Origin of the sequence: Vibrio sp. SG41-7 (genome assembly GCF_014164465.1) — a bacterium.
Taxonomy (GTDB): Bacteria; Pseudomonadota; Gammaproteobacteria; order Enterobacterales; family Vibrionaceae; genus Vibrio; species Vibrio splendidus.
The window spans coordinates 1-25,156 of record NZ_JACJFF010000057.1 but is presented as its reverse complement, the minus strand read 5'-3'; the positions used below and the strand labels follow the sequence as shown (position 1 = coordinate 25,156).

At 43.4% G+C, this 25,156-nt stretch carries 24 protein-coding genes; 13 read left to right on the top strand and 11 right to left on the bottom strand.

Annotated features, from left to right (window positions below; translation table 11 throughout):
- Positions 1–27: 27 nt before the first annotated feature.
- Complete coding sequence (locus H5300_RS15515) at positions 28–945, bottom strand: DUF3187 family protein (RefSeq protein WP_220503508.1); 918 nt, start codon at positions 943–945, stop codon at positions 28–30.
- A gap of 258 nt (positions 946–1,203) precedes the next feature.
- On the opposite strand from H5300_RS15515, the gene H5300_RS15510 reads away from it, so the two are divergent.
- Positions 1,204–1,998 carry a response regulator transcription factor gene (locus tag H5300_RS15510; protein ID WP_017077418.1) on the top strand — a complete coding sequence of 265 codons (795 nt, stop codon included), beginning with the start codon at positions 1,204–1,206 and terminating at the stop codon, positions 1,996–1,998.
- 39 nt (positions 1,999–2,037) lie between these two features.
- On the opposite strand, the gene H5300_RS15505 is transcribed toward H5300_RS15510, so the two are convergent.
- A complete protein-coding gene (locus H5300_RS15505) occupies positions 2,038–2,871 on the bottom strand; it encodes a regulatory protein RecX (protein WP_182796358.1) in 834 nt (277 codons plus the stop codon).
- A 234-nt stretch (positions 2,872–3,105) separates the two neighbouring features.
- The gene (locus H5300_RS15500) at positions 3,106–4,710 is read right to left on the bottom strand and encodes a mechanosensitive ion channel family protein (protein WP_017081928.1); all 1,605 of its coding nucleotides are present in this window, start codon (positions 4,708–4,710) and stop codon (positions 3,106–3,108) included.
- A gap of 252 nt (positions 4,711–4,962) precedes the next feature.
- Here H5300_RS15500 and H5300_RS15495 point away from each other — a divergent pair, with 252 nt between their 5' ends.
- Positions 4,963–5,211 (top strand): hypothetical protein, encoded by a 249-nt coding sequence (locus H5300_RS15495; RefSeq protein WP_017077416.1) that lies wholly within the window; start codon positions 4,963–4,965, stop codon positions 5,209–5,211.
- Between the two features lie 547 nt (positions 5,212–5,758).
- On the opposite strand, the gene H5300_RS15490 is transcribed toward H5300_RS15495, so the two are convergent.
- Positions 5,759–5,962 (bottom strand): hypothetical protein, encoded by a 204-nt coding sequence (locus H5300_RS15490; RefSeq protein ID WP_017081927.1) that lies wholly within the window; start codon positions 5,960–5,962, stop codon positions 5,759–5,761.
- Between the two features lie 180 nt (positions 5,963–6,142).
- Between H5300_RS15490 and H5300_RS15485 the strand changes: the two genes are divergently transcribed.
- From H5300_RS15485 to H5300_RS15475, 3 genes are all read left to right on the top strand, one after another.
- Positions 6,143–8,206 carry a protein-disulfide reductase DsbD gene (locus tag H5300_RS15485; protein WP_182796365.1) on the top strand — a complete coding sequence of 688 codons (2,064 nt, stop codon included), beginning with the start codon at positions 6,143–6,145 and terminating at the stop codon, positions 8,204–8,206.
- 3 nt (positions 8,207–8,209) lie between these two features.
- Positions 8,210–8,779, top strand: coding sequence for a protein disulfide oxidoreductase (locus H5300_RS15480; protein WP_182796357.1), 570 nt, complete (start codon positions 8,210–8,212; stop codon positions 8,777–8,779).
- A gap of 127 nt (positions 8,780–8,906) precedes the next feature.
- Positions 8,907–9,626, top strand: coding sequence for a DsbA family protein (locus H5300_RS15475; protein ID WP_182796356.1), 720 nt, complete (start codon positions 8,907–8,909; stop codon positions 9,624–9,626).
- 278 nt (positions 9,627–9,904) lie between these two features.
- Here H5300_RS15475 and H5300_RS15470 read toward each other — a convergent pair whose 3' ends face one another.
- Positions 9,905–10,918, bottom strand: a complete 1,014-nt coding sequence (locus H5300_RS15470) for a succinylglutamate desuccinylase/aspartoacylase family protein (protein WP_102537606.1) — start codon at positions 10,916–10,918, stop codon at positions 9,905–9,907.
- A gap of 376 nt (positions 10,919–11,294) precedes the next feature.
- Here H5300_RS15470 and H5300_RS15465 point away from each other — a divergent pair, with 376 nt between their 5' ends.
- From H5300_RS15465 to H5300_RS15455, 3 genes are all read left to right on the top strand, one after another.
- Positions 11,295–12,287: a porin gene (locus H5300_RS15465; RefSeq protein ID WP_182796355.1), complete on the top strand. Its 993-nt coding sequence runs from the start codon at positions 11,295–11,297 to the stop codon at positions 12,285–12,287.
- Between the two features lie 153 nt (positions 12,288–12,440).
- Entirely contained in the window at positions 12,441–13,331 is an 891-nt protein-coding gene (locus tag H5300_RS15460) for a DMT family transporter (RefSeq protein ID WP_017089881.1), read from the top strand.
- Positions 13,332–13,399: 68 nt separating this feature from the next.
- On the top strand, positions 13,400–14,014 hold the full coding sequence (locus H5300_RS15455) for a glutaredoxin domain-containing protein (RefSeq protein WP_182796354.1): 615 nt from the start codon (positions 13,400–13,402) through the stop codon (positions 14,012–14,014).
- A gap of 157 nt (positions 14,015–14,171) precedes the next feature.
- Here the strand turns inward: H5300_RS15455 and H5300_RS27960 are convergent, their stop codons facing one another.
- From H5300_RS27960 to H5300_RS15445, 3 genes are all read right to left on the bottom strand, one after another.
- The gene (locus H5300_RS27960) at positions 14,172–14,306 is read right to left on the bottom strand and encodes a hypothetical protein (RefSeq protein ID WP_004731825.1); all 135 of its coding nucleotides are present in this window, start codon (positions 14,304–14,306) and stop codon (positions 14,172–14,174) included.
- Positions 14,307–14,644: 338 nt separating this feature from the next.
- Positions 14,645–14,995 (bottom strand): hypothetical protein, encoded by a 351-nt coding sequence (locus H5300_RS15450; RefSeq protein ID WP_004731829.1) that lies wholly within the window; start codon positions 14,993–14,995, stop codon positions 14,645–14,647.
- Positions 14,996–15,117: 122 nt separating this feature from the next.
- Positions 15,118–16,323, bottom strand: a complete 1,206-nt coding sequence (locus H5300_RS15445) for a multidrug effflux MFS transporter (RefSeq protein WP_182796353.1) — start codon at positions 16,321–16,323, stop codon at positions 15,118–15,120.
- Positions 16,324–16,431: 108 nt separating this feature from the next.
- Between H5300_RS15445 and H5300_RS15440 the strand changes: the two genes are divergently transcribed.
- Together H5300_RS15440 and H5300_RS15435 are read left to right on the top strand one after the other, a co-directional pair.
- Entirely contained in the window at positions 16,432–17,328 is an 897-nt protein-coding gene (locus H5300_RS15440; RefSeq protein ID WP_004731832.1) for a LysR family transcriptional regulator, read from the top strand.
- Positions 17,329–17,459: 131 nt separating this feature from the next.
- Positions 17,460–19,304, top strand: coding sequence for a bifunctional diguanylate cyclase/phosphodiesterase (locus H5300_RS15435; RefSeq protein WP_182796352.1), 1,845 nt, complete (start codon positions 17,460–17,462; stop codon positions 19,302–19,304).
- Between the two features lie 150 nt (positions 19,305–19,454).
- On the opposite strand, the gene H5300_RS15430 is transcribed toward H5300_RS15435, so the two are convergent.
- The 3 genes from H5300_RS15430 to H5300_RS15420 all read right to left on the bottom strand — a co-directional run bounded on the left by H5300_RS15430 (position 19,455) and on the right by H5300_RS15420 (position 22,058).
- Positions 19,455–20,747 carry a peptidoglycan DD-metalloendopeptidase family protein gene (locus tag H5300_RS15430; RefSeq protein ID WP_182796351.1) on the bottom strand — a complete coding sequence of 431 codons (1,293 nt, stop codon included), beginning with the start codon at positions 20,745–20,747 and terminating at the stop codon, positions 19,455–19,457.
- 231 nt (positions 20,748–20,978) lie between these two features.
- On the bottom strand, positions 20,979–21,278 hold the full coding sequence (locus H5300_RS15425) for an isoamylase early set domain-containing protein (RefSeq protein ID WP_009845720.1): 300 nt from the start codon (positions 21,276–21,278) through the stop codon (positions 20,979–20,981).
- A 126-nt stretch (positions 21,279–21,404) separates the two neighbouring features.
- Positions 21,405–22,058 carry a hypothetical protein gene (locus H5300_RS15420; protein ID WP_182796350.1) on the bottom strand — a complete coding sequence of 218 codons (654 nt, stop codon included), beginning with the start codon at positions 22,056–22,058 and terminating at the stop codon, positions 21,405–21,407.
- 32 nt (positions 22,059–22,090) lie between these two features.
- Between H5300_RS15420 and H5300_RS15415 the strand changes: the two genes are divergently transcribed.
- The 3 genes from H5300_RS15415 (at position 22,091) to H5300_RS15405 (ending at position 24,998) form a co-directional block, all read left to right on the top strand.
- On the top strand, positions 22,091–22,573 hold the full coding sequence (locus H5300_RS15415) for a GFA family protein (protein ID WP_017077401.1): 483 nt from the start codon (positions 22,091–22,093) through the stop codon (positions 22,571–22,573).
- A 150-nt stretch (positions 22,574–22,723) separates the two neighbouring features.
- Positions 22,724–23,398, top strand: coding sequence for a YoaK family protein (locus H5300_RS15410; protein WP_029224322.1), 675 nt, complete (start codon positions 22,724–22,726; stop codon positions 23,396–23,398).
- A gap of 229 nt (positions 23,399–23,627) precedes the next feature.
- Positions 23,628–24,998: a YjiH family protein gene (locus H5300_RS15405; protein WP_004731847.1), complete on the top strand. Its 1,371-nt coding sequence runs from the start codon at positions 23,628–23,630 to the stop codon at positions 24,996–24,998.
- The last annotated feature ends 158 nt before the right edge of the window (positions 24,999–25,156 follow it).

Genomic DNA, 25,156 nt, shown 5'->3' with positions numbered 1-25,156 from the left:
TGAAATAAGAATATATTAATGTGTCGTTTATATTGAAAAACGTAATCCGAGTGTAAAGCCGATATCGGTGCTGTTATCCATATTACGGATGTTCTCAATCATCAGCGCTTCGACTACGAGTTGATTTAAGCGGTAGCGATAACCCAAAACGACCTCGTTAGAAGGTTCAGAAAAGTCCGGGTCATTGCTCGCCCAACCTTGATAGTTGAGAGACTCAATCAATAAGCTATGGCGTTGATTCAACCGATACTCATACCCAATCGCCCAACTTGCGCTGAAATTTTCAAGACTAACGACATACACATCGCTATCTCGATGTACAAGACCAATGGTTGAAAAAACGCTGTGCCTAGGAGTGATATAGCTGTAGTTAAGCTGAACACCTTGATCAAAACTGGTTCTCGCAAACTGCCCACTTCTTACATTGTTGTAAAACAAAGAGCCACCAGCCGAGAGCGACATTGGCCCTCTAGAATACAGTAGAAGTTCATTGTAGAACGTCAGAGCGTTGGTTAAGTCATCCCCCTCAAAATCAGACATATAAATATCTGCATTGTGAAAACCCATGGTGAATTGATCTTCCGCCACTTGATCGCGACCATTCTGGCCAATACGAAACAGGTCATGAAACCCCATCACAAAACTGTCTAAACCATTATCTTTTGCAGTCACAACTCGGTAATCCAGCTCCGTTTTCCAGACAGGTGAAGCTTGCCATTCAATCGCAATATTGGATTGATTTTGATAATAGTCGAGAGCATACGCACTCGTGTGTGCCCATATACTGGCTTGAGTATAGGAGGACTTGAACTCAATGGTCCCCGCTCTTTTAGGCTGAGCAGAACGAAGTTGTGTGGAAAGCACATTTGAATGAATTGGAGATTGCGCGTAAACAAACATTGGAGAGGTATTCGCGTGTGTAACGGAATGAAAAAAGGTCAACATCGAGACTGAAATAGACAGTAACGTCCTTAAACTTATCACAGTGTTTACTCGGTTATAGAAATGCCCGATCTTATTAAAAAACACCGTTCAATTAATGCAGTAAATGTACTGCTTATCATTCGACAATCTAGAACTAAGAGTTATAAAAAACTTAAAAATAGAACCTATGATATATATAAGAATCTTATCTTGCACTGAGCCACTCGAACGAATATCTTCTGAGTATTGACCTAATGAATGTATCGAGAAAGGAAAAACGTGTCTGCTTTAAGCCTAAGTTTTGAACAGCTATTAATGAAACAATCAACCTCTCTTATTAATAGCGATCCTAAGAACTTTCAAACAACGTGGTCAGAAGCAAGCTTTGACGTACTCGATTGGTTCGGGATTGATCGTTTAACGCTTTACCCGAATTCAATGGTCTTACTTGAAGACGGGAAAACTTGTTCAGTATCCAAAGCAAACATACCTCCTGTCGATAAGAAAAGTTTGGTTGGCGGTAACTACCTTGATTACCTAAAGCTATTGAAAACCAATGAAACATATCTCACCTTTACCAGTGACGAACTCGTTTCAACCAAAAACTATGTGTTAAAGAAGATCTATAAAGAAGGGGGAAGATGGCACTGCATCATTCCTTTGCAGCTGTTTAACCAACGCTGGGGAGCATTATCTTTCACTAACTTTCACGACAACGAAACCACCTTTGACCTCGAAGACATCCAGCGCTTAAAGTTAGTCTGTGAACTTTGGCTCTGTTATTGGCAGCACTCAACGCTAGCGAGGACACTAAAGCAAAATGAGAATCGGCTAGCAGATGATAGTGAGAAGCTATTATTACTCACCAAAAAACAAACCAAGGTTTTGGCTCTCATTGCTCAAGGGTTTAGTGCAAAAGAGTGTGCAGAACAGCTCCACCTTAGCTCTCGAACGATAGAATCGCATAAATACAGAATGCTTGGATTGCTCGATTTAAACAGCCACAATGACCTGATTCAATTCGCCTTACGCAATGGCCTAGGTCTTACAGAAAACCTACACACGACACGTTAAAGCAAGGCTATGTACACTCTTTACGCATAATGTTGGTTGTTATTCGTTGCCTTCACTCAGAGCAAATTTGATTTCATCCGACGAAAAGCCCTTTCGACTTAACATTGCGTACGCCTTTGAACGCTCTTTGTGATCGTTGAGGTCATATGATTTCTTCTGCAGCTGTTCCAAACAAGATGAATAGAAATCCAGTTGCTCCTCATTAATTAATCGGTCGACCAACGATGACAACTCGCTGGTGTCAATTTGTCGCTGTCTAAGCTCTTGCTGAATAGCAGTCAAGCCTTTGCCTTTACGAGCATACTTAAGCACCTCTTTTTCCAAATCAGCTTTCTCTGCCTTAATTTGAATATTACTTTTCAGTTCATGCGACTGCGTGTGCTGGTCAATCGCTACCTTCACCTGCTGGTAGCTAAAACCACGCTTTTGCAGGGTCGCGACAAGCTTTTCACGGCTCATGGTAAAACTTGTATAGTAATGGTTGATACGGTCTATCAAGATGGTTTGCTCATCAATAGACTTTTCGAAGGACACTTTATGGATTGCATCAGAAATCACTGAATCGGTCAGGCCTTTCTTCTTCAATTTTTCGACAATATATCGAGAACCGAATTCACCAGAAAAAGCTTGTTCCACGAATTGTTCTGCAAACACTTGGTCAGACTTGAGATACCCGAAGCCTTTCAGTGTCCCTAGAGTTTCATCGATCCATTCTTGATTGTCGGTTTTCACTTTGAGCTTCGCAACCAACTCGCTTTCCGTCATATCTCGCTGAGTTAAATGCCACATCGCAGAGTTCATGACGCTTTCAATTCGGGTCGCTTTTCTTACAGGTGTATTTCTACTATTCGTTTTTTGCTGTGAATCATCCATTCGCTTTCAACTGTCCAAACTAAGCCTACCCCATCATAACGTAATTCTAAGGCGGTTGAGTGACATAAAAGAATGAAGCTCAATATAAACGGAAGCCAATAAAAATGGACGCTTATTCAGCGTCCATTTGATATCACATTAAGAATGATGGCTCTAAGCCATGCTTAGCTTTTTCGTATTAGCTTTTTTCGTAATAGCTCTATTCGAAATTACTTCTCGTACTAGCTCTTTCGCTTAGCTCTCTTCGTGATTGTAAATATGCACATCTCGTTGAGGGAATGGGATCGTGATACCTTCTTCATCGAAGCGTTTCTTCACGGTTTCCGTCACATCCCAATACACATCCCAATAGTCATCGGTCTTAACCCAAGGTCTGACGACAAAATCAACAGAAGACGTATTCAAGGTGTGAAGCTTGATCATATGCTCCGGTTTTTTCAGTACTAGAGGGTGCGCAAGAATGATGTCGTTCAATACCGCTTTCGCTTTATCGATATCATCTGAGTAACCAATGCCGAAGACCATATCAACACGTCTCACACGCTCTGCAGTGATGTTGTTGATCACGTCACCCCAAATTTTGTTGTTCGGGATCACCAAGCGTTGGTTATCGATGGTTTGAATGGTCGTCGACACTAAGCTCATGTCTTTTACTGTGCCTTGAACGCCGGCCACTTTAACCATGTCGCCCACATCATAAGGACGATAGATCAAGATCATCAAACCTGACGCAAAGTTAGATAGTGTGTCTTGCAATGCGAAACCAATAATGACACCCGCAACACCGAAACCGGTTAATAGTGGCGCTAGCTCAATCCCAATTTGAGACAGAGCGATAAGCAAACCAATAAACACGACCGCTTTAGATGCGATGGATACGAAGAACTCCTGCATCAATACGCTAAAGTCCATTTTAGAGTGCGAGACACTCTTACGAACGGTCTTACGAGCCACGTTAGCAATAAGGCGAGTTACGTATAAAATACCAAGAAACAGAGCGAGTTTAACGATAAATGAAGGCGTGTTGTCAAACGCCCATGAACTGAACGATCGAAGCCAGCTATCCAATAGATCCAGTGCAACATCGACATCCAACACATCGGCGTTAATGTCCCCAGTAGTCGCTAATAGAATGCGCTTGTACGAAGTGACATCCACACCAAACGGGGCCATCATAGAGATACTTGTCTCTAAGCTGGCAACCATTACACTGGTTCGTTCGCTGAAACGTATTAACTCAGTTTTTATTGTCGCCTTTTCGTCTTCACTAACAAAAGACAAGCGACGCTCTAGATCTTGACGCTGCGTGTCTGTATACAGGATCGCATTGGTCAGATATTGAGAACGAGAAACCAATGCGGTTTTTAACTGACTTTCCGCAGCCGATACATCAACGCCTCGACCTTTTGACCAACTTAAGGTTTTAGAGAGTTGCTGATAGTAATCATCCATCATTCCGATACGTTTTTGAATCAACAATTCAAGACGCTTTTTAGCATCACCTTCAGCGGAACGGTTGTCTTTGCTCATAGAGACAATTTTAACTTCGTTCAATGACAGTAAATGTTGTAAAAGATCTACCTGTTGGGCAAGAACAGCGTCTAAGCCCTCCTTCTTATCGGATGATAATTGGGAGGAAATCTCTTTACGTAGTGCTTGGTTCTTTCGTCTTAATATATCTTCTAGAAACGGCTTCTCAGCATCGTGCGCTGTTTCTAATGTTGTTAGGTCCAGCATTAGCTGGTCTTGTACTTCTGCTATTTTATCGACACTTTGTGCAAAACTCCCTGATGCCACAAACGCCAACATTAAAAATAGACAACGCCAAACCTTTATCATGTTAATTCCTATGAATGTCCAAATTGACCCCTTAAATAGTAGTAAAAAGAATATGGATAACAAGCATTTAAACGTATGTTGTGTTAAAAATTCACAAAATATCAGTACGTATCTAATATTTGAGAGTTCCAATCCCCTCTTATGACCTGTAAAGTACGCAACCAACAAAGAACAAAAGCCAATATCGTCACTTAAGCACATGCACAAAAACGCCTTAAATCTGATGTTAGCTAACAGCAAGAGAGCATAGAAATGAACAACGAACTTGATATTATCGATTCCTTAGAAGAACTAGAAAAGTTCCTAATCTCAGTGGAAGCTGGCGGTTTGGGTCTTGAAGGCGTTGAAGGTGTAGGCATGGCAACCAATAATTCAGATGGTCGTCACTTCGTTGCTGTCTTCAACAGCAGCCACAAAGTTCTGCTCGCTCGCTGGATCACCAAAGAAGTTTTCGAAAATGGTAAAGATTTGGTACGTAATGGCCCTCGCCGTACTCACTAAGCCTTTCCAATAAAACCAACGATTAAGCCCAATAAGTTCCTCTAAGATCTGTTGGGCTTTTTGCATAGCCTCATCGTGAATAAACAAATCGATACAGAATAAATTAGTTATAACTGCCGGTTATTGTGAACTTTAACCAGAGCCCTATGTCGTATTCGCGTGAGTCCATGTTTAATCATCGTCTCTCGTGTATATACATTTTCTCTCGTTTATATATAGTTTCACTTTAACCATTTTATGACTTGTGGCGCGAAGAGAACTTATCTAAGCTAGCCACAATTCAATGAGCTCGCTTTAGCTATTAACTATTAACTATTAACTATTAACTGATTAGATTACTGACTAATTTGCTGAACACATCGCTACTTTTCTTACCCACACAGAATCGCCAACAAAAGCAATCGCTTTGGGCACTTCTCCTTACCGGACTGGTTATCTTAACTTGTCTGGCGAGTACTCTGGCCGTAAAGAAAGTATCGTTATCTACATCCGCTAATGGTCAATCAGTCCTAGTTGGCGCCCAAACTCATACAGAAACCAGTAATCCTCAAACCGACATCGCTTCTTCAGAAAAAATGGCCGCTCTATACGCCAGTATTTTCGGTTTAGAAGCGTCTAAAATGTTAACGTCACCCAATTCAAGCTCATGCAGTCTTAGTTCAAAAATGCTGACCTTTGCCGCACCTAAAACGGGCTGGCTGATCCCTTTCGTTCTGATGATTGCTGTTGCATTCAACTTATCTCCGCACATCTCGAGATTATCCGGAGAGAATCATCGCTCTTCTCGACCTACAAAACACCGCTTACACCTAAAGCACTGTATATTTAGAGAGTAAATAACCGGGCTATTCCACCCTTTTATTTATTTTTTGGAGATACATTTGTGTACAACACACTACTAACTAAGTTTGTCGATTCGTTGGCATTCTGCATGCGCACATGCGCAAAAGCTTTCGTCACTGCAATCTTAGTCATGACGTCATTTACCGCCCTGGCTCAAACCACGGGCTGGATAAGCGTGCCTGAGCATCCGCCAGTTAAGATGCGAATGATGTCGACGGGTGAACAGTCGGATAACGGCGGTACCGTTCAAACTGTATTGGACGTTACACTCGACGGTGACTGGAAAACCTATTGGCGCAGCCCAGGTGAAGGTGGCATTCCGCCAAGCTGGGATTGGTCTGATTCAACTAATATAGAGTCTGTAGATTGGCATTGGCCGATCCCTAAATACTACGAACAACTTGACGTAATGACGCTGGGCTACAAAAAGCACGTAAGCTTTCCTGTCACCCTAACGTTGAAAGACAAAACGCAACCTGCTGTATTTAGGGCTTCTCTCTCGTTCCCGTCGTGCACCAATATTTGTGTTTTGACTGACTATGACATCGAACTCCCTATCGACACGCAGCAATTGCAGTTCGATGAAGAAGCGATGTTCTTGTTCAACCAAGGCATGAGCCAATCTCCAAGAGAAGCGAACCGGACTTCAGTAAACGGTCTATTTTGGGACAAAAGCAAGCAACAACTGGTCACTCAACTAACCAGTAACGAAGGCTGGGATAAGCCGATGGTGTTGATCGATGGCAAAGAAGTAATCGATGATTTCTTTGCTCAACCAACCGTCCACATCACCGGCAATACGATGACCGCTGTATTTGACGTCAGCAACTGGATAGGCGAAGTCGACTTAACGGATCGCACCGTTAGTGTCACCGTTTCAGACACTAATTTTGCCGAAGAGATGACCGCTCAAGTCGGCTCAGAACCTATTGCTTATCAAGCAAGTAACAACGGTTTTCTTGCAATGATCGGCTTTGCTTTGATTGGTGGTTTAATCCTCAATATTATGCCGTGTGTGCTGCCTGTATTAGGAATGAAGCTAAACAGCATCATTCAAAACCAAGGCGCATCTAATCGTCATATCCGACTCTCATTCTTAGCTTCTGCGTCAGGTGTCATTACATCATTTGCATTCCTAGCCCTTGGCATGACCGTTCTAAAAATGGGTGGCAATGCGATTGGTTGGGGAATCCAGTTCCAAAATGTTTGGTTCATCGGATTCATGCTGATCATCACTTTGCTGTTCTCGATTAACCTACTTGGGTTATTCGAATTCAGACTGCCTTCCAGCTTAAACACTTGGATGGCAACCAAAGGTGATGACTCACATTCAGGCCACTTTATTCAAGGCATGTTTGCGACGCTGTTGGCAACGCCGTGTAGTGCTCCGTTCTTAGGAACCGCAGTTGCTTATGCACTTGGGGCAAGCTACCAAGAGTTGTGGGCTATCTTTATCGCACTCGGCATCGGTATGAGTGCACCTTGGTTGATTTTCGCGCTGTTCCCGAGTCTTACAAAACTGCTTCCAAAACCTGGGGCATGGATGTTCAGAGTTAAGCTGGTATTTGGCTTAATGATGTTCATTACCAGTCTATGGTTAACAAGCCTAATGAGCCCATTCATTGGTAAATTCCCGACGATCCTGTTGTCACTGTTTATCGTGATTACAGTATTGATTTGGATTGGCCGTAAGTTGGGCCGCAAGGTACTTATTCCTATTGTCGCAACCACAACCTTGGTGTTTGGTGCTGCATTGATCGTCGGTAGTGTCACCGCTGATAACTGGGCGACACCGATTGTTGACGATCTCGATTGGCAAAAGCTAGATGCAAAACAAATCCCTCAATTGGTTGAGCAAGGCAAAACGGTATTTGTCGATGTGACCGCTGAGTGGTGCATTACCTGTAAGGCCAACAAGATCGGCGTCATTCTCCAAGACCCTGTCTACAGCCACCTACAGCAAGAAGACATTGTTTTGATGAAAGGCGATTGGACAACACCAAGTGAAAGTGTCACTCAATACCTACAAAGTAATGGTCGATTTGGTGTGCCATTTAATATCGTCTACGGCCCAAGCTATAGAAGCGGTATTCCACTGCCTGTCATTCTCGACAGTGACACTGTCGTTCAAGCCATCGACGCTGCGAGATAATAGATGAAGACTCCCAACAATGAAGATAAATCTAGCACGACTGAAGACAGCGCTGTAAAGGGTGAAACCAAAAAGCCAAGTCGTCTTAAGAAGTGGGGAAAGGAACTGGTTTCAATGATATTGATCGTTGGCGTGGTTTCATTTGCGATGGACTTTTATCACAGCAGAAGCATGCCTCAGGGCGACGCGATTCCAATTGTGGGTCAATCGCTCCAAGGCGAAGATATTGATGTTATCGAGCTAAGCAAAAATGGTAAGCCAGTCATTGTCTATTTTTGGGCGACTTGGTGTGGTGCCTGCAAATTTGTAAGCCCATCCGTCAATAGCTTCAGTGATTCCCATCAGGTGGTTTCGGTCGCTCTATCGTCTGGTCCAGACGAGCGTGTTCAGCGCTACTTAGAGGCGAAAGAGTATGACTTCCCTGTGATCAATGATCTTTCTGGATCTATCAGCAGAAGTTGGGGCGTTAGTGTCACTCCAAGCATCGTCATCATAAAAGATGGAAAGATTAGCAGTATCGCAACAGGCATTACTTCCCCGATAGGGCTTTGGTTGAGAACCTACTTTGCCTAACTCGCTTACAAAGAAAAACAGAGCAAAGCAAGGTGAACAACTCGATTTAGCCCGTTTAACGAACAGGATTTCCGTGAGCGCGACCCAATGAGCGCTCACGATTATCAAGAATTAGAGAATAAATAGCATGAAAAAGCATCTGATTAGTACACTGATTTTAGGCTCACTAATGAGCACCACTGCCTTCGCTGAGTTAAGCACAGAACAAACCCAGCAACTTGAAGAGATTAACCAATTTCTGAAAGAGAACCCTTCTACGATCTCTGGTTTACATGCCAGCTTAGAGCAGTACGTAGCAGGGCAAGAACAGTCGAAGAAGGCTCAAGCAGGAAGCCATGATTGGTTGTACAACAATGACGCTCACCCAATCACGGGCAATCCGGATGGCAAATCGGTCATCATTAACTTTACCGACTATAACTGCCCTTACTGTAAGCGCTTGGAAAAAGGCTTGGTTCAATTAGCCTCTGAAAACAGCGACATTAAAGTGATCAACGTGTACTTATCGTTTAAGCAACAACAAGTTGCAGGGCTAGACACCAACGCGGCGCTATACGCGATGAAAGTATGGAAAGATAACCCAGAAGCATTCCCTGAAGTTGATAGATTGCTGATGGCGAAAAGCGGTATTCACTCGAAAAGCTCACTAGAAGCCGTTGCCAAGAAGACGGGAACAGAGGCGGAACTAAAAACAACTCAAGAACAAAACCAGGTTCTAACCACTAACCATCAAACGTTCAGTGCACTCGGCTTAACGGGCACTCCAACCATGATGATGAACGGAAATGTTTTACCAGGATATGTGCCTTACGACCGACTTAAAGATATCGTGGATGACGCTTTTTAATCGTGCGTAGATAGAGATAAAGACTCGAAAGAGAAGTGAATAAAAGCCGACTCGCGCAACCCGCAGTCGGCTTTTTCATTGCTTCGAAACAATAGAACACTTTGAAGCGACAGTTCTGAAGTCATGGTTTTGAAACAAAAAAAGTCGAAGTGTCACCATCTCGCAATAGATTCTTAATTAACCCTCGCTACGCTAAAAGCAGTTCTGTCGATGAGTCAAAGACGTGTTAACTCAAGACAACTGTCCTTTGACCGAGCCTGCTCGGTCTTTTTTTTTGCTTAACTCAGCAAGCGACAAACAAGCGCGCCCGGCTCCCTTAATGCATCCACGTTATAGCTGAGTACACGACCAGAAGATGGTGCGTGATAACGACGACATTCATTACCGAACGCATCATATTGGATGGCGAGCAGATCATCTTGTTCGACACTTTGTAAAAGCTCGACCTGAGGCAGCACAAAGCCACCTATGTCTGCGCGGATAGATACGACGTTGTTGCCTTCTATCCAGTCCATACTTGGCAGCTGCTTTGCCTCAAACGGGTCTTCACCATCAAGCATCTCGTAGTAAGACAGCATATTAAAAACACCGTCCACGGCTCGTTGAATCATATCAGGCTGAGTAAACTTACCCATCCCCACTTCCACCGTAATGCTCGGAATTCCACTTCGATTCCAAACCGTTTCAAGAATACCTGGATCGCCGGGATCATTGAGAACACAATCTGGTGTCATCAACCTTGCCATTTCAAGACATTGTTCAATTCGGTAGTCAGCAAAAACATAAAGTGGGTAGACCGCGCCACGAGTTTGGGTATGCAGGTCAACGGCGAATGTCGCATTGTGTTTGAGTAAGCGATCCCACAAAGACGCAACAAAGCGCTCTGCCGCTAAGCCATTCGCATCACCCGGAAAGAGTCGATTAAGGTTGGCAGGGCAAGAGCCCGGATCCGAAGAGATAAAATCGCGGCTGTGGTTAAGCAAACCCGACAAATTCACAGTAGGCACTATCGTTACCGTGCCTTTGAGAGTTTTACCGACTAAGTCTCTGATAATTTGCTGAGCAGCCAACACACCGTTGAGCTCATCACCGTGAATACCAGCGGTGATCATCAACTTAGGACCTGCTTGACTGCCTTTGAAAACAGAAACCGGCATGTTCTTGGGTTGCCCTAGCCCATCACTGGTTACTTGAAACCAAAACTGGTGCTCTCCAACGGGTAGGTCTTCAACATTCAAGGAGCCAATAACCTGCCTACCTTGTAAAACATCGCCTAAGTACTCTGTTTTCATCCAACGTCTCCATCTTGTTGAGCAAAATCTATTCTCTTCTAAGTTTTTGCATCATAGAGGATATCTTAATCAGTACAAACAGTTAATAAGATGAACAAGCTCTGACTTCCCCATAACTCTCACGCATATCATCATCACTTCTCCTAAATAGAAGCTTGTGAAAGTCAGTACTCAAGAACAGATAAGTTGTATAACCATTCACAAACCACTCAGTCTATTGAAATAAAAGTGCAATAAAATCAAAACTTAAAAAGTTCCCTATTCACGAAAATGTAATTTTATAGAAATGAAAGCTTAATTTAGCTGCTCTAAATTAGCTTCATATCGAAACGGAGAGCACATTGCTCACGGATTTTAAAATACAAGGTAAGTGATTATGAAAAAGGCAGTTCTAGCTTCTGCAGTGGTAGCGGCACTAGTTTCAGGTTCATCTCTAGCAGCAACAGTTTACAGCTCTGATGGTACAGAACTTAAAATTGGCGGTCGTGCGGAATTCCGTGGTGATTTCATTGGTACGTCAAAAGGCGCTGAAATTGAAGGTTCGATGAGCGATGAAACTCGCTTCCGTCTTAACGTTGGCGGTGAAACTCAACTAACTGACTCTGTTTCTGCTTTCGGCTTTTATGAAGCGGAACAAGGTACTGGAAGTAACGAATTCAAAAACCGTTACATGTACGCTGGTGTTGATTTTGATGGCCAAGCGGTTTCTTTCGGTCGCCAAGACATGGCTTCAGTAATCGTTTCTGACTTTACGGATATCACTGAGTTCTCTGGTGTTCAACAAGTATTCGATGCAGCATCTGATAAAGAAGATGGCGTTATTGCATACCGTGGCGGTTTTGATGCACTTCAGTTAGAAGCAACTTACAAAACAAACAGCGAAAAAGACTCTGATGGTTACGGAATTTCTGGTGTGTATTCACTACCATTCGGCCTAGACCTTGGTTTAGCGTACTCTGGTGAGGACCTAGGTGCGGGTAACGGTAGTGCCGACCAAATCCTAGCAGGTCTAGCGTACTCTTTAGATAACCTTTACCTAGCAGCTACATATTCAACAGGTGATGTAAATGATAAAGCAGTCCTAATTCAGGATAAGTCGTTTACCGCTATGGAATTTGCAGCACAGTACAAATTCACTAAACAAATCTCAGCTTCGGTTGTTTACACGTATCAAGAAGACGAAGCAGCAAACGGCTCTACAGCAGACTCTGTTGACGGCATCGAGTTAGCTGGTTACTACAAGTTAAACAGTAATTTCCGTACATACGTTGCATATTACCTAAACGGCTTAGATGAAGTTAAAGATGCAAATGGCCTCGTTACTGCTGGTGAAGACACACTTCGCCTAGGTGTACGCTACGACTTCTAATCTAAATCGGCTTTAGATACAGACTAAAAGGTTGGGCAATAGCTCAACCTTTTTCATATTCAAATATTCTGACTAACTTCATCAATGCTTTTTCTGGTTAAGTGGTGCTAAATCCGTATCATAGGTAAACCACATCAAATAATTAGAAGCATCATGTCACAACACCATCCGATCCAAGGCGCTAGCTGGATGCTAACCGCAGGCCTAGCCTTTGCCGTCATTAACAGCCTAACTCAAATCGCTAGCATTCATTTCGGACTTACTTCTACTACCGTTGCCGTCATTCAATACGCCATCGCGTTGTTCGCTATTCTTCCTTATCTGAAAACGCTGGGCATTCGCCGCGCGCTAAAAACCGACAACCTCAAGTTGCATGTATTCCGTGTTTTTTTATCGGTAATTGGTATTCAACTTTGGATATGGGCGCTGGCTTACCCTGTTCCTATTTGGCAAGGCATTGCCCTTCTCATGACGTCGCCACTGTTTGCAACCATAGGTTCAGGGCTTTTCCTCAAAGAGAAAGTTGGAGCTGCTCGCTGGGGTGCGACCTTAGCAGGTTTCGTGGGTGCGATGGTGATTCTAGAGCCGTGGGCTGAAGACTTTAACTGGGCAACGCTACTACCGATTGGCGCCGCTTTCTTTTGGGCATGCTACTCACTAATGGTGAAAAAGCTCTCTTCACAAGACAGTCCTTCAACCATGGTGGTCTACCTTTTACTATTGATTACACCATTTAACATCCTACTTGCTGCGCCAGATTGGCAGACTCCAAGCGGCGGTACGATTTGGGCTATCTTAATTGTCATCGGTGTTATGACGGCACTCGCTCAATGGGCAATTGTAAAAGCCTACTCAGTCGCTGATGCTTCATTCGTACAACCTTTTGACCACGCAAAATTACCGCTAAATGTCCTAGCAGGTTGGATTGTATTTAGCTGGGTTCCACCGGGTCGTTTATGGCTCGGGGCTGCTATTATTATTGCGTCAGTCGCATTTATAACGCACTGGGAAACGAAAAAGCCGTCAAAACTGAAGAAAGTTTAGGGTTAGTGAAATAAATAGTTCAACTGTCCGTTCTATATGGATAAGAGAATTCAAACGAGGCCGTAACCATGAAGAAACCAGTCAAGATTACACTATACCGTTGGGCAGGCAGCTGGGGTCCATTTAAAGTTAATATCCCATGTGGGGAATGTACCCTTACCAAAGACATTCTTAAGGATACTTTTGAGAATGAGTTATCAGATGTCGATGTCGAACTGGAAGTGAAAGATTGGTTGTCTCACTGGTGGGAGCCTCTAAAACTGGGCTCTTGGCATGCTCCAATCCTTGTTGTTGAAGGCAAGGTTGTAAGCCAAGGCGAAGCGCTTAACCGCGGTGTGTTAGTTCAATCCGTGATCAAAGAGTGGACCAAACGAGACAGCCTAAAAGGCAACATCGTTTATGGTAAAGCGACCTGCCCATTCTGTGTTAAGGCAAAGAAAATGCTTGATGAAGCGGGTGTTGAATACCAATACCGCGATGTCGTAAAAGACAGCGCAGCTTTGTATCGAATGATTCCTGAGGTCAAAGCGCACATTGGTGAGAAAACACCAGTAACCGTCCCTCAGATCTGGCTCGATGGTAAATACATCGGTGGAGCCGACAACTTAGAAGCATGGATGAAAGAAAATGGTTTAGATACCATTCCAAATAACGTTGTCGACCTGTCCAACCAATCGGCATAAACTCACACTGAGTTACAAATCCGATCGTGAATTAATCAGTGTTTTTTTGTGTCCATCCACAACAAAACGAGCGATGACCTTCATTAATCGCTAAAACGAAAAAGGCCTTAAACTTCATCGAGTTTAAGGCCTTTTTAAATTCCGTTTTTGAAAATGCTTATTTCGCCATTTTCTTCATCATTCGCTTAAAGAATGATGCTTTTTTTGGCTTTGGCTTGCCATACAATGCTTCGTGCATCATGTTTTTTGCTACCATTTGACCAAGGTATGCGTGGCCTAGTTCGTAATTCATGCTTATCTCCGCACATAATCGATTTTCTTATGCGCGGATTTTACACTTAAAGCGCCCAAAAACAAGATCTAAATCACACTTTAATGCAAGCAACTCGCCCTATTGCAAATAACCGTACTCTTGTCTCTCCGTAAATCAGCATTGTATCGTTATATCAATGAGTTAATGTTAAGTTCGTCTAACCTTGATTCACCATACCCATTTGCAATCCAAGACATTGGTTTAGACATTCATAAAAAAAGCAGCTCAAGAGAGCTGCTTTTTAAATACTTAGCTTAGAAACACTGACCTTAAAAAGGACACTATTCGCCAATGCCTAATAGTCAGTAACTAAAACACTAGCTACGCTTTGGCTGTCTGTAAGTTTTACCCGCAATTTGGTATGTGTCTTTTTGTTTTAATTCGAACATAGTTTCAAAGAACCAAGCTGCAAATTTGATTAAGTCATCGCCTTCATTCATGACATGTTCGATGTACTCTTGCTCTTCGCCTTGTTCATTTTCTTGAAGCGTCACGTGGTAAATACGCTTTTCGCCTTCTACTTCAGCTAACGCAAATTGACCTGTTAGTGATCCAGCAGCCTCAGCGACTTCTGTATCCTCATTGGATTTCAATAGCTCAAGCGCTTGAGGCAGGCCATCTAGTGCGCAGATAGCTTTTACCAGTACTTCAAATTCATTTTGCTGCATGTTTATTACCTATTAAATGGACGCAGGTATTGTAGAAAACCATCCATACAAATACAACGTATTAACGACTGTACGCTGAACTATAGCGAGCTAATTGCTTAACTGCACTCTGCTTCAGCTGTTTAACTGTATTCTACTTGGGTAGCTGCGGCTTTCTTATTCATTCTCGTTGAAGACCAAAGTACTGTGCCCATGCAAGCACCAATAATCAGATAAAACACGCCGAGTTGTAGGTGAGTTGTCACCCAGCTTTCCACCAAATATCCTCCTAACAAGCCCGCCAAGCACATCTGAATTGAGCCTGACAATGCCGACACTGCGCCCGCTTGCTTCTTATGAGGTTCTAGCAACATACTGATCGATAGAGGGAACGAGATACCTTGCGCTATCGCCAACCAAGTAAACGCCCAAACTAAGTTAAAGATGGATAACTCATGAGTAAGAAGCCAAGTTCCCGAAGCCAAAATAATCAAAATCGCAAGGCTCATCAATTGCGGAGTGCTAAACCTACGATTGAGCAAGTTCAAAGCCACGCTACCGATCAGTAAGCCAGCCGAAGGGACTATCATCAATGAGCCATATTCAGCCGCTGTCAGCCCTAACTGCTCTTGCATTAAGAATGGAAACAGCGATAAAGATACCAAACTTGCCATGTAGCTCATCCAGTTATAACTGGCACTGGTCAACACTTGGCGGTTAGTCAACAAGCGTCCGTAGTTCTTCACCACTTGGCAGGCATCAAAGCGACTCTTTCCATATGGCAAAGTCTCAGGCAACACAAAGTAACCCAGAGTGAATATTGCCAGTAGATACAGTAGAACAAACAGGAACACCGCCTGCCAACCTAGATGGAATGAGATCCAACCACCAAATACAGGCGCAATGATCGGCATGATCGAAGCAGTGATCGAAATATAAGACAACGCTTTGGTCAGTTGAGGGCCATCATAGCTGTCGCGAAGCACACTTCGTCCGAGAACCGAGGCACTACCCGCCCCTAAACCTTGCAACAAGCGACCAACCTCTAGCGCCGTCATGTTGTCAGAAAATACGACACAAACGACAGTACCAATCAAATAAACACCCTGACCTAACAAGAAGATAGGTCTTCTTCCCACTGCATCAGACATCGGCCCGTAAAATAGCTGAGACAAGCCAAAACCCACAAGAAACAGCGTGACGAGCAGCTGTACATCTACCTGAGTCACACTTAAATCAGAAGCAATTAACGGCAATGATGGCAAGTAGATGCTCACACCCACCTGTCCCGTAGCAATAATCATCATTGCTAAAAGTAACGGCGTTTTTTTAAAGGTCGATTGGCTCAAAAAATTCCCTATTCGTTTGATATTTGTTCATGATATAAGTTTATATTCAAAACCAGTAATTGATAATTAACCAAATTGGAATTTAATTAAGTCCCAACAGGAAATAATATGGATTGGATTCTCAACGTAAAAAGCTACGTTAGAGTGGTAGAAGAAGGCAGTTTCAATGGCGCCGCTCGCAAACTTAACACCACCAGCTCGGCGATCAGCAAAAGAGTAAACTGGCTCGAAGAGCGTATCGGCACTCAACTTTTAAAACGCACCACTCGCTCGATTAACCAAACCGAAGCAGGAGCACTCTTTTACTTGCGGGCCAAGGATCAACTCGACAATTGGCAATCAATTATTGATGAGACTCGCTCGGTTAACCAAACCCCGGCAGGCCTCTTAAAGATTGGCGCGACGATTGCTGTTGGCTCTAAGTTTCTAGTGCAATACATGGACGACTTCTTAGAAAAGTATCCAGATATTAAGGTGCAGCTGATCACGACCACGCCAGGGCAATTACCAGAGCTGGGCTTGGATCTGGTGATCAGTCGTGAACTGGAACAGCTCAACTCGTTAAGCTTCAAGAAAACACCGCTGTTTGAACACAAGGCCAGTTTCTATGCTGCGCCGAGTTATCTTGCCAAACATGGTTATCCCACCAACGAGCAAGACTTAGAACAACACAACTCCTTAATATGGGGAGAGCGCCCTACCCGTGAAGTCACACTCACCAAAGGGCAGCGCATCACTTTGAACGGCAACTTTGCGACCACCAACCCTGAGGCTTTGTTTCACGCGGCGAAACGAGGAATGGGTGTGCTGTTAACCATCAAAGCAATGATCAAAGAGGATCTTAAACAAGGGACATTAGTTCCAGTATTGCCAAATATTACCGCCGACGAAGTGATGGTTTACGCGTACTACCCTAAGCTTGATTACTCACATACGCGAACTAAGTTATTTTTGGACCATTTGAAAGATAGGCTAGATAAAGAGAGAAATAACCAGATTTTGTGAAATAAGTCTCAACTTAATTTGAAAAATGATACAACGCGGCCAATAATAAACTAAGCGCATATAAAAATAGATGCGTACAATCTAAACACACAGGCTTACACGCTGGATCTGGTTAACTAGGGATGGTAGCTATGACTCAACAAACGTACAACAATATGATAGACACTGAGCGTATAGGGCGCTTGCTCAAGTTGGAAGGTATCGACCTTTTGGAATCAGCAGTACTTACTCTGCACCAAATGTTCGATACTAAGTACACCACTATCATTGAGAAAAAGTACTTTCCAGACCAAATTGTTCCTTTAGTTATTGCTCATTCTGATCACGTCTTGCATGACAGAATCAACCCTCGTCATGGGCAAATCTATCAGCAAGCCGTTAATCAAAACCACCCTGATTGCTCATTTGCTCAATACGTTGTCAAATCACTACCTACATCTGCCTTTCGGCAAGAGATTACCTCACAGAATTCCATTGCGATTCCTACACGGACTCAAAGCGGTGAAGTCATGGGGGTACTTTTTTCTACGTTTACTTCCCCACTGAGTAATGCTCAGCAACAAGAAGCGATTAAACATCATCAACTTTTTTCGGATATCATCATCCACACCCTACGTGAGATGTGGTTCAACGATCGCTCTGAGCAACTGGTCAATCAACTCAGCTATGAAGTCTCACACGATAGCTTAACAGGTCTACTTAACCGCAGTTGCTTATCTGATACGCTAGAATCAATCACTCAGCAAAACTCAACACCGTTCACGTTAGCAATACTGGACATTAATAGTTTTAAAGCGATTAACGATCTTCACGGCAACTATGTTGGAGACAAGGTACTGCAACATCTGGCTGAGATTTTGAGACGAACACTCCCAGAAAATAACCTGACGTTCCGGACGGCTGGCAATGAGTTCGCATTCATTACCTATCATTCAGACCCACTAGCTGTTTGCGAACAAATTCTGGATAAGATAAAGCAAGGTTACACTAGTATTGATATCAAAATCGATTTCGACGTCAGCATCGGCATTGCCCGGTCAGATGGAGACAATAAAGACGTAGAGCAAATCATCTTCAACACCAGTTTGGCGCTAAAAGAGTGCCAGCATAGTCAAGATACTCATATTCAATGTTACGACACTCACCTAAGGGTTCGTTACCAAAGGAAAGCCGAGTTAATCGCCGCCTTACGAAGTGAGCTTGATAGCACCATATCAGACAGTCAGGCACCTAATGACAATGGAATGTACGTGGTTGTACAACCAATCGTTGATCACATTGATACACGATGGGATTACTTCGAGGTGTTAACTCGTTGGAAAACCACAAGACATGGCGACATCTCGCCAGTGGAGTTCATTCAGGTAGCGGAAGAATCGGGGTTGATTGTGGAACTGGGTGAACGGATCATCGAATTGGTATGCCGCGCTAAAACAACATTGGAGCGAGGCTTAGGCTACAAAGTTAAGCTTGGAATAAACTGCTCCGCTCACGAGCTTACCGATTCTAAGCGTTATATTTCCTATCTCACTCGAACGATTGAACAGCATCACTTTAAAGCAAACGAGTTTGTCATTGAGCTAACCGAAACCGTGCTGTTATCTCCAACTCAAGAAACAAAGTCAGCACTCGACTTTCTAAGGGGACAAGGGTTCACGATCGCTCTAGATGATTTCGGTACTGGTTACTCAAGCTTAAATTACATTCATAGCTACCCTATCGATTGTATTAAGATTGATGCCACCTTTATTCGAAACTTGCTGACAAACTCAACATCCGAAAGTGTTGTGTGGTTGATTGTTCAACTGGCACACAGACTCAATGTGTCATTGGTTGCGGAAGGCGTTGAGAAGCTTGAGCAATTAGAAAAGCTGCACGCAATGGGGTGTGACAAAATTCAAGGATACCTCTACTCTCCACCTATGCGACCAGAAGCTATCGTTAGCTACGTCACTCACTCAGAACCTCTATCCTAAACGCCGTTCACTACCTCAACCTAAAATCAAAAAGCCGCGAGCGTATCACTAAACATTAAAGTATTTAGTTCTGCACTCACGGCTTTAAAGGCTACATCATTACTCGCAACCATCTAGCTAACGGTTACCTTGACGGCATACAGTCAGCTATTAGCTATTATTCGATTGTGTTTCTAAAGCTTTCTTTAATAGCTTGTCGGCTTCATCTCTAGCGGCTACGAATGTCGCTTTTTCCTTTTTAGGTACGGAATCGGCCATCGGAATATTCGCTGTCATCGCGTTCACAGGACGACCACGTTCGATTAACTCATAATGCAAGTGTGCACCCGTCACTCGGCCAGTTTTACCTGACAAGCCAATACGCTGACCACGAGATACCGTTTGTCCTTTACGAACTAAGATCTTACTCAAATGGAGATAACGCGTTTTGTAAGTGCTACCGTGCTGAATAACCACGTAGTTACCGGCGTATGGGTGCTTACGGGTCATGATCACTTTACCATCACCCGTCGCTTGAACTGGCGTACCAATTGGCGTCGCGAAATCTGTACCGTTGTGAGGTGAGACTCGGCCTGTCACAGGGTGTAAGCGCTTAGGATTAAACTGAGAACTCTGACGCCATCCACTGCTCACAGGGTAACGTTGGAAAGCACGTTGTAAGCTATCGCCATTGGCATCGTAATATTGCCCATCAGTGTGTAAGTACGCAGAAACAACACGATTACGATTCATGATCTTAATCGCTTCGATTTCACGCTTTCCGGTTGCGACACCATCAACAAATTGCGCTTTCTGAAGCACTTCAAACTGATCGCCAGCGCGCAGGTCGCGGCTAAAGTTCAACTTATCTTTAAGAAGCGTCACAATATGGTCAATCTCAAGACTATTCAGGCCAACCTTGTTCGCCGACATAGAGAAACTGCCGTGAATATCACCCACTAAAGGCTTTTGCTTCCATTCACCAGGAATAGAAATGTCTTCAAATTCATAGCTGCCATCTTCAAGTCGTCGGTAAACCGCTTTATCCGCAACACTAAATTGAATTTCCATTTTGGAAAGATTGCCCGTCGCCTCATCACGCCAAAAACGTAATGTGTTACCAGGACGAAGTGTGTCTAGGGCAAGGAAGTTTAAATCGGTTTCCATCACACTCATCATCGATTTATAAGAAAATCCAAGTTGAGTGAAGATGCTACTCAAGTTATCGCCCGTTTGAATTTGATACTCAAACGTCGGCGGTTCGATAATAGCGACAGAAGAAGGTGATAGGATTGACTCAATAACGGTTGAGTCAGGTAAATCAAGATCGATCGTTTTCGTCAGATCCGATTCTGAAGATTGCAAAGCAATACCAAACGCTGCAATAAGTGGCAGTCCTAAAATAGCTACTTTTTTTACAGGTGAAAGCTCAGCAAACGGAGAGGAAAATATTTTTGAATACACGGTAAACAGGTCTTTCTACGATATAAAAGCATAGGATATGCTTTTCAAACGCATAAATCATCATTGCATTGTCATAATATGATGTGAATCTGCCCAATTTAGACTAAGTCATTGAGTTACCGTAAGTGGAAACCCGCTTCACGATTAATAATATTAACCGCCAAATAAAAAAATAAAAAAGCAGAAACGGCTAGTTTCTGCTTTCTATTGATTCACGCTACGTCATCTCGATTAAGCGTTAACCGTCGATACCAAGCAATTGTCTTCACCAAACTCATTCGGGATATAACGATCAGCATTCGCATCGTTCACCCATTGTTGGTCATCAACTAGATAGCGAAATTGAAACTCGCCATCTTTAGGTAGGCGAGTTTTAAACTTGTAAACCTTCCCTTTGGCCAGTTTTTTCATTGGGGTGGCTTTCCAATCAAGAAAGTCAGCAACGATGGATACAGAGTTCGCTTCTTGAGCTTCTAGCTCGAAGGTCACTTCAACTTCATCTTTCGTCTTAAAAAAACGTTTATTAATCATTCGCAAGCTCCATTTGTAAAAATAGGCAGACACCAAGCATAAGGAGTGTCTAAATTTCATTCATCTAATTAAGATAATATGTAATTTAGCTCACATAAACAACAGATCCTTGCATTAACGAAAACGTTATTGCTTACCAATTGATTGCGTATCAAAAGAAAAGCTCATTAACACCTTTTCAGAAGGGGATTCTGCAAATGATTGTTCCGCAGAATGCTGAGTAAAGCCGATAAAACCTTCCCCTGTTTGTTTGCTATCGGATTGTAAATCTTGTTGCTGAGCGACCTCTAAAGTCTGAATTTGCACTCTATCGCCTAGAAAAAGCTGGTCGACTAGCACGACACGGCTTCGCTGCTGGTCATGTTTAAACAAGCCAAGATAATAGAACACACCACTGCCTTGGTTAGATACCCACATCGGCGCGACAAAGAAACTCGCCTTGCCCAACGTGACGGCTGAAAGGTTGTTGGTGTCTACCGTTACCACACCACGCTCAACACCCGAGTCATAGCGCCCAAAGGCTATAGTTCTAGGTTCATCGACTTCATTAATAAAAGCGTACGCGTTGGTTTCGGGTACTTTAATTGTCCATGGGTTGGTCGTCTTCAAATCAAAAACGGTTTCTACAACAGGGTCATAACTGGCTTGAGAAGAAGGAAACTTCGCCAAGATCTCTTCGTCACTTAAGCTAAAGCGATAAATACCCGCCAGTATCACCACAACCAGCATGACAATTGGAATCAGTAAAATCAGAGGTATAGGTAAGATTTTCTTTTTCATGAGCAATTATATTCTTTTGTTTTCATCCAGTTGTGCAGACCATAAAGGGCTTTAGTATAATTATCAATACAGGGTTAACCAGAAGTGGAGCATGGATGGATATCAATCATATTAAAGATAGAAATATCAGAAGTTGCGAATGCCGCTGTGGAGCAGTCAACCTAGTATGCAGAGGCGAGCCTCAACGAACCTCTGTATGCCATTGCTATGAATGTCAGAAACGCACCGGTAGTGTGTTTGGTGTTCAGGCTCGATTCCCAATAGAACAAGTCACATTAAACGGAGAAGTCACCTCTTTCTCACGCATCAGTGATACGGGCAGTGAAGTGACCTATCAGTTTTGCCCTAAGTGTGGCACCACCATGCTCTTACAATCTGTTGCTGCTGCCGATTTTTATATCGTCCCGCTCGGATTATTTAAAGAGCAAGACTTTCCGCTACCGAGCTTTTCAGTCTACGAAGAACGCAAACACGGCTGGGTCAAATTTGACCATCAAATGAGTCACTACAACTAGCCTGTTACTGACCTTTATCTCGATAAAGCAACTGCATTAGAACAAACTGCAATACTGTTGCCTAAGATCAAATATCAACGCACCACAGCGCTAGCGTATCTTTTCGCTAGCGTTATAATCTGCTCCTCTTTTTAACCCAGGGTGAACCACATGATTTCTAAGCTACCTCGCTGGGTTGAATACGGCGCTTTGCTACTCGCAGGCCTTGCTGGCAGTGTTAATGCGATTGGCTTACTCGGCTTTCAGCATCAAGCGATCTCCCACATTTCAGGCACCATGTCTTTATTAGGCAGTAGCCTACTCACACCAACTTCGGCTTCTTTACATCTTTTACTGATTATCATGAGCTTTATGTTAGGTGCAGCCTTCAGCGGGTTCTTTATTGAGAACCAAGCACTGAAGTTAGGGCGTCGCTACGGCGTTGCTCTGTGTATTGAAGGTGGGCTGCTATTTTTAGCACTTTGGGCACTGTTACAGGGCTACACTTCAGGTCAATACTTCGCTTCAGCAGCCTGTGGTTTGCAGAACGCGATGATAACGACCTACAGCGGTGCGATCATTCGAACAACGCATATGAGCGGGATCATCACGGATCTTGGGATCATGATTGGTTCTCGCTTAAAGGGGATGCCTTTTGACCGTCGTAAAGCCAAACTGCTGATGTTCATTGTAGTTGGCTTTCTGTTTGGTGGTTTAAGCGGTGCTTGTCTGTTCCAGCGCTTTGAAATTTTGGCGCTGGCTTTCCCTGCCTCTTTCGCCTTCATTATCGCATTTAGCTACTGGCTCTACCTGACCTATCGAACTGAAACTCCAGTCAATTTATAAATACCTGGCAATATATCTTCAGATTACGTAACATCCGCAACACTTTATTCTAAACTCTTAATGAGTTGCAGAATAACCAGTGTGAATAGTTAGCGATATTTGATGAATAGTATTGCAAGCACTATCAATACTGGGTAATCTTGCAGCCAGTGAGAAAATACGGATGTTTAGAGAATAAAAACGCCAAGGATGTGGCTTTTTTACATGTAGAAATACGAGAACAATTAACATGTCTAACAACACGAATACTGCTCAACCAGAGAAATCTAAAGGCAGTTTCTGGGTTTTCTTAATCCCATCTCTGATTGGTTTATTCCTTTTCATGGCACCAATCAGCTACCAAGGTGATCTAACGATCCCTGTCGCTATTCTAGCCAAATCAATTCAAGCGGTTTTCGGTGAGTCTCTAGTTGCTATTATCACTGCAATCGTTGCCTTCATGTCTGTAGCTTCCGTTTTAAGCACCATTTTCAAGCCTGCATTCATTACATCGAACTCATTTTTGAACGGCCTTTTCAATCCATCTCCACTGTGGTTGTTGGTTCGTCTTATCGGTGGTGCTGCAGCATTCATGGCTTTCTTCCAAGTAGGCCCTGAGTTTATCTGGGAAGAAAACACTGGTGGGTTAGTGCTAGAAGGCCTACTTCCAACACTGTTCTCAGTATTTATCTTTGCAGGTTTACTACTGCCACTGCTGCTTAACTTTGGTCTACTAGAACTATTCGGCACTTTGCTAAGTAAAGTGATGCGTCCAATCTTCAACCTGCCAGGTCGTAGTGCTATCGACTGTATGGCTTCTTGGTTGGGTGACGGCAGCGTTGGTATCCTTCTTACAAGCAAACAGTACGAGAAGAAATTCTACACTCAACGTGAAGCTGCGGTTGTTGGTACCACTTTCTCAGCAGTATCTATCACGTTCAGCCTTGTGGTTATTGCTCAAGTAGAGCTAGAGCACCTATTCCTGCCTTTCTACGCAGCAATCTGTCTAGCAGGTATTGTGGCTGCGGTAATCATCCCTCGCCTTCCGCCACTAAGTATGAAGAAAGACACCTTCATTGATGGCAGCAAGCCTCACAAAGACGCTGACGCGATCCCTGCAGGTCACTCAACATTCTCTTGGGGTCTTGAGCTAGCAGTAAACAAAGCATCGCAAGTTAAGTCAGCTAAGTCAGTATTTGCTGAAGGCATCCGTAACGCCGTGGATATGGTATTTGGCGTACTGCCTGTGGTGATGGGCCTTGGTACGATGGCACTGGTTATTGCGGAATACACATCGGTATTCTCATTCCTAGGTCAACCTTTCATTCCATTCTTAGAGCTACTTGGTGTTCCTGAAGCGGTTGCAGCATCTGAAACCATCGTGGTTGGCTTTGCAGACATGTTCATCCCAGCAATCCTTGCAGCTTCTATCGACAACGAGATGACTCGCTTTGTTATTGCTGCAATGTCGGTAACTCAGCTGATCTACATGTCTGAAGTAGGTGCTCTGCTTCTAGGCAGTAAGATTCCAGTGAACATCCTCGAGCTGTTTATTATCTTTATTCTGCGTACGTTAATTACACTTCCGGTTATCGCTGGTGTAGCACATCTAATATTCTAAATTAGACCCTACTGATATAGCGCAATTAAGAAGTATGGCTCTTCGACGTTTTGTGTGGATTTGGGTTAAAATATGCACCTCCTAAATAGGCTCCAATACAAGGTCCAGCCACATTGAATTCTTCTGATATTTTTATGCTCGGGTTGGGGCTGCAAGCA

Coding starts and splice junctions, on each gene's coding strand:
- H5300_RS15515 (WP_220503508.1), bottom strand. CDS start 945: ATGTTGACCTTTTTTCATTCCGTTACACACGCGAATACCTCTCCAATG.
- H5300_RS15505 (WP_182796358.1), bottom strand. CDS start 2,871: ATGGATGATTCACAGCAAAAAACGAATAGTAGAAATACACCTGTAAGA.
- H5300_RS15500 (WP_017081928.1), bottom strand. CDS start 4,710: ATGATAAAGGTTTGGCGTTGTCTATTTTTAATGTTGGCGTTTGTGGCA.
- H5300_RS15495 (WP_017077416.1), top strand. CDS start 4,963: ATGAACAACGAACTTGATATTATCGATTCCTTAGAAGAACTAGAAAAG.
- H5300_RS15490 (WP_017081927.1), bottom strand. CDS start 5,962: ATGTGCGGAGATAAGTTGAATGCAACAGCAATCATCAGAACGAAAGGG.
- H5300_RS15485 (WP_182796365.1), top strand. CDS start 6,143: ATGCGCACATGCGCAAAAGCTTTCGTCACTGCAATCTTAGTCATGACG.
- H5300_RS15480 (WP_182796357.1), top strand. CDS start 8,210: ATGAAGACTCCCAACAATGAAGATAAATCTAGCACGACTGAAGACAGC.
- H5300_RS15475 (WP_182796356.1), top strand. CDS start 8,907: ATGAAAAAGCATCTGATTAGTACACTGATTTTAGGCTCACTAATGAGC.
- H5300_RS15470 (WP_102537606.1), bottom strand. CDS start 10,918: ATGAAAACAGAGTACTTAGGCGATGTTTTACAAGGTAGGCAGGTTATT.
- H5300_RS15465 (WP_182796355.1), top strand. CDS start 11,295: ATGAAAAAGGCAGTTCTAGCTTCTGCAGTGGTAGCGGCACTAGTTTCA.
- H5300_RS15460 (WP_017089881.1), top strand. CDS start 12,441: ATGTCACAACACCATCCGATCCAAGGCGCTAGCTGGATGCTAACCGCA.
- H5300_RS15455 (WP_182796354.1), top strand. CDS start 13,400: ATGAAGAAACCAGTCAAGATTACACTATACCGTTGGGCAGGCAGCTGG.
- H5300_RS27960 (WP_004731825.1), bottom strand. CDS start 14,306: ATGAATTACGAACTAGGCCACGCATACCTTGGTCAAATGGTAGCAAAA.
- H5300_RS15450 (WP_004731829.1), bottom strand. CDS start 14,995: ATGCAGCAAAATGAATTTGAAGTACTGGTAAAAGCTATCTGCGCACTA.
- H5300_RS15440 (WP_004731832.1), top strand. CDS start 16,432: ATGGATTGGATTCTCAACGTAAAAAGCTACGTTAGAGTGGTAGAAGAA.
- H5300_RS15435 (WP_182796352.1), top strand. CDS start 17,460: ATGACTCAACAAACGTACAACAATATGATAGACACTGAGCGTATAGGG.
- H5300_RS15425 (WP_009845720.1), bottom strand. CDS start 21,278: ATGATTAATAAACGTTTTTTTAAGACGAAAGATGAAGTTGAAGTGACC.
- H5300_RS15420 (WP_182796350.1), bottom strand. CDS start 22,058: ATGAAAAAGAAAATCTTACCTATACCTCTGATTTTACTGATTCCAATT.
- H5300_RS15410 (WP_029224322.1), top strand. CDS start 22,724: ATGATTTCTAAGCTACCTCGCTGGGTTGAATACGGCGCTTTGCTACTC.
- H5300_RS15405 (WP_004731847.1), top strand. CDS start 23,628: ATGTCTAACAACACGAATACTGCTCAACCAGAGAAATCTAAAGGCAGT.